Annotated in this window: 7 protein-coding genes and 1 tRNA gene; 3 read left to right on the top strand and 5 right to left on the bottom strand. The window is 61.8% G+C overall.

The genetic code is table 11. The features are described from left to right. From qatB to qatD, 3 genes are all read left to right on the top strand, one after another. A partial coding sequence (qatB, locus tag EN781_RS20475; RefSeq protein ID WP_348631389.1) for a Qat anti-phage system associated protein QatB occupies nt 1–576 on the top strand: 576 nt, incomplete at its 5' end. After that, a complete protein-coding gene (gene qatC / locus EN781_RS20470) occupies nt 573–1,943 on the top strand; it encodes a Qat anti-phage system QueC-like protein QatC (RefSeq protein ID WP_091600255.1) in 1,371 nt (456 codons plus the stop codon). The genes qatB and qatC, both read left to right, overlap by 4 nt. Before the next feature lie 2 nt (nt 1,944–1,945). Next, on the top strand, nt 1,946–2,704 hold the full coding sequence (gene qatD, locus EN781_RS20465; RefSeq protein ID WP_091600256.1) for a Qat anti-phage system TatD family nuclease QatD: 759 nt from the start codon (nt 1,946–1,948) through the stop codon (nt 2,702–2,704). A 51-nt stretch (nt 2,705–2,755) separates the two neighbouring features. On the opposite strand, the gene EN781_RS20460 is transcribed toward qatD, so the two are convergent. From EN781_RS20460 to EN781_RS20440, 5 genes are all read right to left on the bottom strand, one after another. Next, nucleotides 2,756–3,466 carry a YfbU family protein gene (locus tag EN781_RS20460; protein ID WP_091600257.1) on the bottom strand — a complete coding sequence of 237 codons (711 nt, stop codon included), beginning with the start codon at nt 3,464–3,466 and terminating at the stop codon, nt 2,756–2,758. 211 nt (nt 3,467–3,677) lie between these two features. After that, nucleotides 3,678–5,312 (bottom strand): hypothetical protein, encoded by a 1,635-nt coding sequence (locus EN781_RS20455; RefSeq protein ID WP_091600258.1) that lies wholly within the window; start codon nt 5,310–5,312, stop codon nt 3,678–3,680. Between the two features lie 237 nt (nt 5,313–5,549). Further along, complete coding sequence (locus tag EN781_RS20450) at nt 5,550–5,993, bottom strand: hypothetical protein (protein ID WP_091600259.1); 444 nt, start codon at nt 5,991–5,993, stop codon at nt 5,550–5,552. Nucleotides 5,994–6,102: 109 nt separating this feature from the next. Further along, nucleotides 6,103–6,210: transfer RNA gene (locus EN781_RS20445), tRNA-OTHER, on the bottom strand. A 6-nt stretch (nt 6,211–6,216) separates the two neighbouring features. After that, a complete protein-coding gene (locus EN781_RS20440) occupies nt 6,217–6,699 on the bottom strand; it encodes a helix-turn-helix domain-containing protein (RefSeq protein ID WP_127400273.1) in 483 nt (160 codons plus the stop codon). Nucleotides 6,700–7,164: the final 465 nt, after the last annotated feature.

Genomic DNA, 7,164 nt, shown 5'->3' with positions numbered 1-7,164 from the left:
GCCATGGGCGGTGCACGCAACGCTGCCCGTGCCATGGCGCCGTCCCGCAGGGTGATGACTGGCCTGGGACAGCTGTTGGGTCAGGTGGCGCAGAACGGCCCGGCTGCGGCTCTGCGGTTCTTCAACCTGCAGAGCCTCGTCGGCGCCCCGATAGCCGACGTCTTCCTCGCCCTCACGGACCTCCTGTGCCCTGACGGCGGGACGATTGATGAGGCCATTGCGAGGAACGCGATGCTCGAGACCGTGGGCGAGCTCGGCGCGGCGGGAGATCTGCCTTTCGATGGCGCCACGCCCGACGTGCTGGACGCCGTGTTCACCGGTGCGCTCGCACGCTCGATCGAGACCAAGCTGTTCAACGAGATCGGGGGCAGGTCCATACGGCTCCCGACCGACGTTGCCGCGGTCGAGATCATTCAGAGGACGCTGCACGACTTCATCCAGGGCACCGTCCGCGATCGCTTCGCGGCTGCGGGCGGCACGCTGGCGTCAGTTCCCTACGCGGGCGTCGAGGCCTTCGTCCAGGCCATCTACGAGCAGTCCTTCGAACTGATCCGCATCCTGGGGGATAGCGCATGAGACGTTTCGTGTTTGTCGGCCGCCTGGGTGCGGCGGATAACGGGGCCGTGCCGGTCGTCCAGCCGGACGCGACGCCGGTGACGGTCCAGTTCGTGGCCGCGAACAAGCGGCTCGATTACGGCATCGGCAACGCGCTGCAGACGTTGGCCGACCTCGGTCTCCGGCGGACGGAAACCGCGATCGACCTCGTCATCGTCGCCGCCATGGTCAACGCGGCCGACACCCGCGTCTCGCGCTCCGCGAATGCACAGGACGGCTGGACCCGGGAGCTGGACCTAGTGGTGCCGGTGCGTGAGCCTGACTTGTGGGCGGCGCAGGGAGCGTTGCTCGCCCGCACTCTCAGGTTCTTGACGGGCGACCATTGGCGTATCGTGTTCAGGGCACGGCCCGCACCCTTTGCGACGATCGCAACGGCGCGGCCGTCGCTGGGCCTCGCCGAGCCGGACGAAGTGTGTCTGTTCTCCGGCGGTCTGGACAGTCTCGTCGGGGCGTTGGATTTCCTGGCCGGGGGCGGGAAGCCGCTTCTGGTGAGCCATTACTGGGATTCGGAGACGAGCAAGGCGCAGACGTTGCTGCTGGACTTGCTGCGCAAGAATTACAAAACAAACGAGCCGTTGTCCCTGCGGGCGCGCCTCGGCTTCGACCGCAACCATGTCGACACCGGCGAGGTGGAAAACAGCCAGAGGGGGAGATCCTTCCTGTTTTTCGCGTTGGCCATTTTGGCGGCTTCGGGGCTGACGTCTGACGCCCCGGTCCGCGTGCCCGAGAACGGCCTGATCGGCCTCAACGTACCCCTCGACCCGCTCCGCCTCGGTTCGCTCAGCACCCGCACCACTCACCCATTCTACATGGCGCGCTTCAACGAGTTGATGCGGGGGCTTGGCATCGCCCGGCGTCTGGAAAACCCCTATCGCCACGTGACCAAGGGTCAGATGGTCAGGGATTGCGAGGATCCGGCGCTGTTGCGACGGGCCATTCCCTCGTCGATGTCGTGTTCCTCGCCGGCGAAAGCCCGCTACAGAGGCCTGCCACCGCAGCACTGCGGAACGTGCGTCCCCTGTCTGATCCGCAGAGCATCCCTGGCAGCCGGCCTGGACGCGAACGAGTCGGATACGACACCCTATGTGGTGAAGGATTTGGCGGCGCGTCGTCTCGATACGCTCGAGGCCGAGGGCGAACATGTGAGGTCGTTTCAGCTGATGGCGGAGCGGTTACGGCGGAATCCGCGGGCCGCAAAGGCCCTCGCGCGCATCCCCGGTCCGCTGACCGACGAGCCGTCCGAGATTGACGACTATGTTGACGTCTTCGTGCGAGGGATGCAGGAAGTGGCCCATTTCCTCGAACCCGTCAGGGCGAAGCCTAGCTGAGCATGTCTGCACCACGCCTCGTCGATTTCCACTGTCACCTGGACCTGTATCCAGATCCGGCCGCGGCTATAAGAGCCTGCGAAGAGGCTAAGGTGGCGACGCTCGCGGTGACGACGACGCCGAAGGCGTTCAGGCAGAACATGAACCTTGCAAAGGGCGCCGAGTTTGTGCGCATTGGGCTCGGCATTCACCCGCATCTTGCCGAGCAGCGCTGGACCGAACTGCCCCTGTTCGAGGCGCTGTTGCCCGAGACGAGGTATGTCGGCGAAGTCGGTCTCGATGCGAGCCCCGCACACTACCGCTCGATCGATCGTCAAGTCGACGTCTTCAGGCGTATTCTAACCTCCTGCCAGAGGGCGGGGGACAAGATCCTCTCCGTGCATAGCGTCCGCACGGCGTCGAAGGTTCTCGACCACATCGAGGAGCTGCTTCCCAAGGGCAGTGGCAAGGTGGTGCTGCACTGGTTCAGCGGATCGGTCGCAGACGCGCGGCGGGCTGCGGCTCTCGGGTGCTATTTTTCCGTCAACCAGGCCATGTTCAGGTCCGAGCGGTCAGTGGCTCTCCTCGGGACCTTGCCGCTCGACCGGCTGCTCACGGAGACGGATGGTCCCTTCGTGGAGGTAGATGGTTCCCCCGTCACGCCGGGCGGCGTGGACGAGGCCGTTCGCATGCTTGGCGACGTTGTGGGCCTGGGCGCCGAGGAGATGCGGCGCGCCATTTTGAATAATCTAAAGGCAGTTTTGGAACGGTCCGCAAACTGACGATTCCACGCCGACCCGAGCTTATCGTGGCCAGCGACTCTGCACCATTCGCTACCGGAGCTTGAGGAGCTCGATGAGCTCGTCGGCGTTGAGCAACTGGCCGGCACGCCTGTATGCCGGCGAACCGCGGCGGGCCTCGATTTCGGCATATTTCTGCAGCATCTCGCGATAAGTCGACACCGTGTTGGCGTGAGCGTTCAGGGATCTGTCCCTGAACTCCTCAAAGCGCCCGAGCTTTTCGACCATGAATTTGGCCATCGACATGTAGCGTCCCTCTTCGTTCCCGTCGAAGCCGTCAAACTTGGGGTTTTTCCCCCAGTACTTCACCTGGTCCTCGACGCGCTGCCTGTCTTCGGGACTGAGCTTCTCATATCCCCATTCAATGGCTCGCCACATCGCCATCGTGTCGACCACGAAGTCGAGCGCCTCGGGGTCGTCGACCTCATCGTGAAAGATGCCCGACATTTCCCATTCCAGGCCCCAGAAATGGCCTCCGTAGATGGCGCTCTGAATCAACTCGACTGACTTCATGTCCTCGTAGCCTTTATGCTGGCGCAGGACTTCGGCTAGCATCCACATGATCAGTTTTTCAGAGCTGGTCGGCCGGAAGGCCTTGCGCCGACCAGCCTCAAGCCCAGTATACACCAAGGTGCGGATGGCCTCTGCCCGCGAAGGGAGGTCACGCTGCTCTCCCCGCCAAGCATCGATCCGGTCAATCGTGCTTTCATCGAGCCTGAGCTCGAATCGCTCGGTTTTCACCATATCTACCTCCAATCAAGTCCGTACCGAATCCATATCGTACGGACATTGTACGTAAGACACGGTGAAAGGCAAGCATCGCCATCTCGCATGTCGTTACTTGGGTCAGGACGGGGGCGCGTCACACCCCCCACGGCTGGCATGCCGGCCGGTGCCTGCACCTCCGGCATGTGGCTAGGCGCTCGTCGGGACCCTCAGGGAACAGGCGAGTCGATCAGAGTGCAGGTGTCAGGATCCGGGCCGTAGTACTGCGCGAACTGTCGCTCGCCAAGGCGATCAGTGCAGCATTTTCGGATTTCCCGGTAAGCCATTTGAAATCGTAGCGGAAAGGTCCCGGCTCGAGGACCCATTGCAGGGCGAGATCGAACACGAGCATTCCGCCAAAGAAGGTGTTGACCAGTTTCTTGATGTTTTCGGGGCTCCGGCCGCGCACGGCGCGAGGAAAGATCTGCTCGGTGTCACCTCTGTCCTGGAAGAGGGACAGATGGGTGACGAACAGCGATCCGGCCTCAGGGTTGAAGTTGTCTCCCGCCATCCAGATGCCCGGCCAACAGAAAAATTCGGGACTGCGCTGCTTGTCTCGGCAAAAAGCGATGAAGTGCGAGACCAGGACCCGGACAGGCATGTTCACACCGGCATAGTTGAACGTACGATGCTCCTCCATCAGGGCATCGACAGGGCCCTTGTCGCCGAGCAGCCCGACCACGGCAGCAAGTCCCGTCCGCGGATCATCGTATCCGCATCGCTCGCTCAGTCGCGCCGCGACGTGCTCATACTCCTGAGCGGAGAAATTTTGCACCGCCTGGGCGAGCTCGGGGGTTTCGGCTGCGGCCAGGCAAAGTCTTGTGAAGCGCGCGCCAGGATCAACGTCGCGGATAAAGTCCTCGAAGAACTCGATGTCGAGCGGAAACCCCCTCGTCGGGTTGATTGCCAGATCGCAGATCAGCAGAAACAGGCCGACGATCGGGCTGTCATACCGTTCGGGCCATTCTGTCCCAGTAAGCACCAGGAACAGTTCAAACGAGTCGACATAGACGGGCGCAAAGTAGCCTTGCTCGCGATACGTCTGAAGCAGCTCGGGACCGCCTGACGATGCCAAATACTGAATTTGGCAAAAGCGGGCCTGGCCTTCGAATATCTGCTGGATGCCGATGTCGGCGTAAGGTGGGCGCGCACCGCGATGGAAGCCTTCAATCCGGCTGAGTTGAAGTTTGAGGAATTGTGCATCCCAGCGACCGGGGTCGGGAAATTGCCCTTCCGCGAAGTCACAGGACCCGTTGATCGCGTGGACGATCTCACCATAGGTTTTGAGGTAGCTGTGCCCGACGCTCTGAAAATAGGGCGTTTGCTCCAGCGAGAGGATCGACTTCGGCGACCAGGCAAGTTGCTTGTAGAACTTGATGTCGAGCGCGTTGTTGACGGCAATATTGGCGGCGGCGAGCACCGGATCAGAGTGCGTCCGACCGTCGAGCATCGCCCTGTGCGCCCAAGCCTTTACAGGTTTGGCGACGCCGGCGCCCCGCGCAAAGGTCTGAAGAGACGTCATGCTGCCATAGATTTGCGCCGGGTACGCCAGGCTGAGGATGAGTCCCGCAGTGGACCCCATGTGCTGCCACCAATGCACGGTTTCGTGCAGATAGGTCGAGTAGGCTTGGTACAGTTCGGCTGCGTCATGACCCTCGGTGTCGCGCTGGGTGAGCGCGTCGACAAGCTCATGGGCGCGGGGACTGAGGCGCAAGACGAAATGTTCCGTCGTGTAGCTCCCGTGGCCTGCCAGCGTGGCGTCGAACACCAGTGGATCGTTGGCTGGGTTGAGCAGATACGGATCGAGATGGGAGAACAGGGACATGGGAGAACTGTAGCAGAGATTGCCTACGGAAGCGGACAAACGCCGGGCTACCAGGCGATCGGCCTGACGGCACGCCACGGCGGTGCAGGTCGGCCTGGAATTCGTCAGTCCGGAGGCGCCAATCGGCGTATTCCCTTGCGCCGTACTCCTTCGCATGGACCGACCGGGCGTCTTCGTGGGCGAGACACCGAAAAAAGCGGGGCCTGACGAAAAGAATAGTTCGCTGGGGCGGCGCGCTTAAGGGTGTGGGTTGCCGAGCGGATCCATGCCGAGCGCCAGCCTGACGCTCTCTCGGATGCTTTCAGTCATCGCCAGCAGAACTTCCGGTCGGATGTCTCCGGGCTTTTCAACCACCATATAGCGCACACGCACATAATCGTTCTTGTCGGCCAGAGTTTTGGCTTGGCTGACAGTTCTGGCAGGCAGGACCAGGCCTGAACCTTGAGCGGCCACAGCCATCTCGTGCAGATTGTGCCCCAAGGCCCGCAAAGCCTCAATGTCTCGGCCCGCGCTGCGGAGGTAGCATTTCAGGAAGAGTTCGCACGCATGGTAGCAAAGCAACCTGGTCGGTCCCGACGTCAGACCGCGGCGACCGGCATCAACGGCCTTCGCGGCCTGCAAAAAGGAGTCGGCGAGCAGGAAAATACCGAACGGGGTGGCGCCTTCCGATTCTGGGATCATGCAGTCCAGTTGATTTTGGTGTTCTGGAGTCTCAAGTCGAAGTGCCCCCGACCGATATGACGCCGTTCGATTGAGATTCTCCGTGCATGGCACGACTCCCGGTGGGCCTTGGACGTGACGGCAGGACTTGAACCTGGGACCTCCTCGCCCCTAGATAGCGGTGTCACGCACCACCCAGGTCGAAAGCGAGGCGCTCTATCCTCTGAGCTACGCCACGATCTGCCTATGCATCGTTGTCCACGACCAGCTGCGGCTTCTTAGGCTTCAACCGGTTCGATCTCTCCTCGGCCGCCTTCTTGATCTCGGCGGCCTTTTCCAGCGCAAACGGCTTGGCGGCCTCGATCAGGCCATCGAAATGATAGCGGTTCGTCATGCTGCCATTGGGCGTGTTGCGCCGTTCCTCCCGGCCAAGAAGTTTAAGGGCCTCGAGGGCGGCAATGCGTTTCTGAATGGTGCGGGGCGTCACCCCGATCGCCTTGGCGATGGTTTCGACCGAGGGGTGGGGAAGGTTGTCGGGCAGCCACCAGTACTGGACCAGGTGGATGATGATGTTCATGTCGAGCGCATCGAGGCCGAGAGCCTGCTGCTTCTCGATGATGATGTTGGGGAAAGCGCTCCAGCCCGTGGCCATGAGTGCCTTGGTCCACTTCTTCTCGTTGGTGCGTAGCTTGTCGACGTCTGCCTTGGCGGTTTCTGGCTGGGCCATCTGAGGCTCCCTGTGATGAACTGCGCCTAGATATGGTGGTTTCCCGTGATGACGCAAGGGCATTGGGGACGGTTCTGCATTCAGGGGGAGGGTGTTTCAAGGTTCGCCCGGCCTATGTCCCTGGATTCAGGGGCCGGGGAACCGCGCTGCACCCAAAGAAGAGGACTTGATAATATGAAGTGCCGATCAGACGAACCGTGCTATATGCAAGTGATAAGATAGGGACCCCCCGACCAGAGGTTCACCCGGGGTGTTGACAAAGAGAGCGTCAATACCCATACTTTGGGCGTGAGCATCGCTCCGGGGTTGGCGCCAGGCGCCAGCCGAACTTTTCAAAACGAAGGCCCGGCTAGTCCGGGTCTTTGTTTTTTATCCGTTCAAAGCAGCTGTATTTGATGCCGCAGGATGCCAGGTCCTCGGGCTGCAGGTGCGCGTCGATGAGACGCTTGTGGTCCATCAGGGCCC

It is taken from the genome of Mesorhizobium sp. M4A.F.Ca.ET.090.04.2.1, assembly GCF_003999085.1.
Classification (GTDB): domain Bacteria; phylum Pseudomonadota; class Alphaproteobacteria; order Rhizobiales; family Rhizobiaceae; genus Mesorhizobium.
The sequence above is the reverse complement of the archived record's forward strand: the minus strand, read 5'-3'. Positions and strand labels throughout refer to the sequence as shown.

Bases quoted from the DNA above. Each gene is read 5' to 3' on its own strand.
- EN781_RS20455 (WP_091600258.1), bottom strand. From the start codon at position 5,312: ATGTCCCTGTTCTCCCATCTCGATCCGTATCTGCTCAACCCAGCCAAC.
- EN781_RS20440 (WP_127400273.1), bottom strand. From the start codon at position 6,699: ATGGCCCAGCCAGAAACCGCCAAGGCAGACGTCGACAAGCTACGCACC.
- EN781_RS20450 (WP_091600259.1), bottom strand. From the start codon at position 5,993: ATGATCCCAGAATCGGAAGGCGCCACCCCGTTCGGTATTTTCCTGCTC.
- qatC (WP_091600255.1), top strand. From the start codon at position 573: ATGAGACGTTTCGTGTTTGTCGGCCGCCTGGGTGCGGCGGATAACGGG.
- qatD (WP_091600256.1), top strand. From the start codon at position 1,946: ATGTCTGCACCACGCCTCGTCGATTTCCACTGTCACCTGGACCTGTAT.
- EN781_RS20460 (WP_091600257.1), bottom strand. From the start codon at position 3,466: ATGGTGAAAACCGAGCGATTCGAGCTCAGGCTCGATGAAAGCACGATT.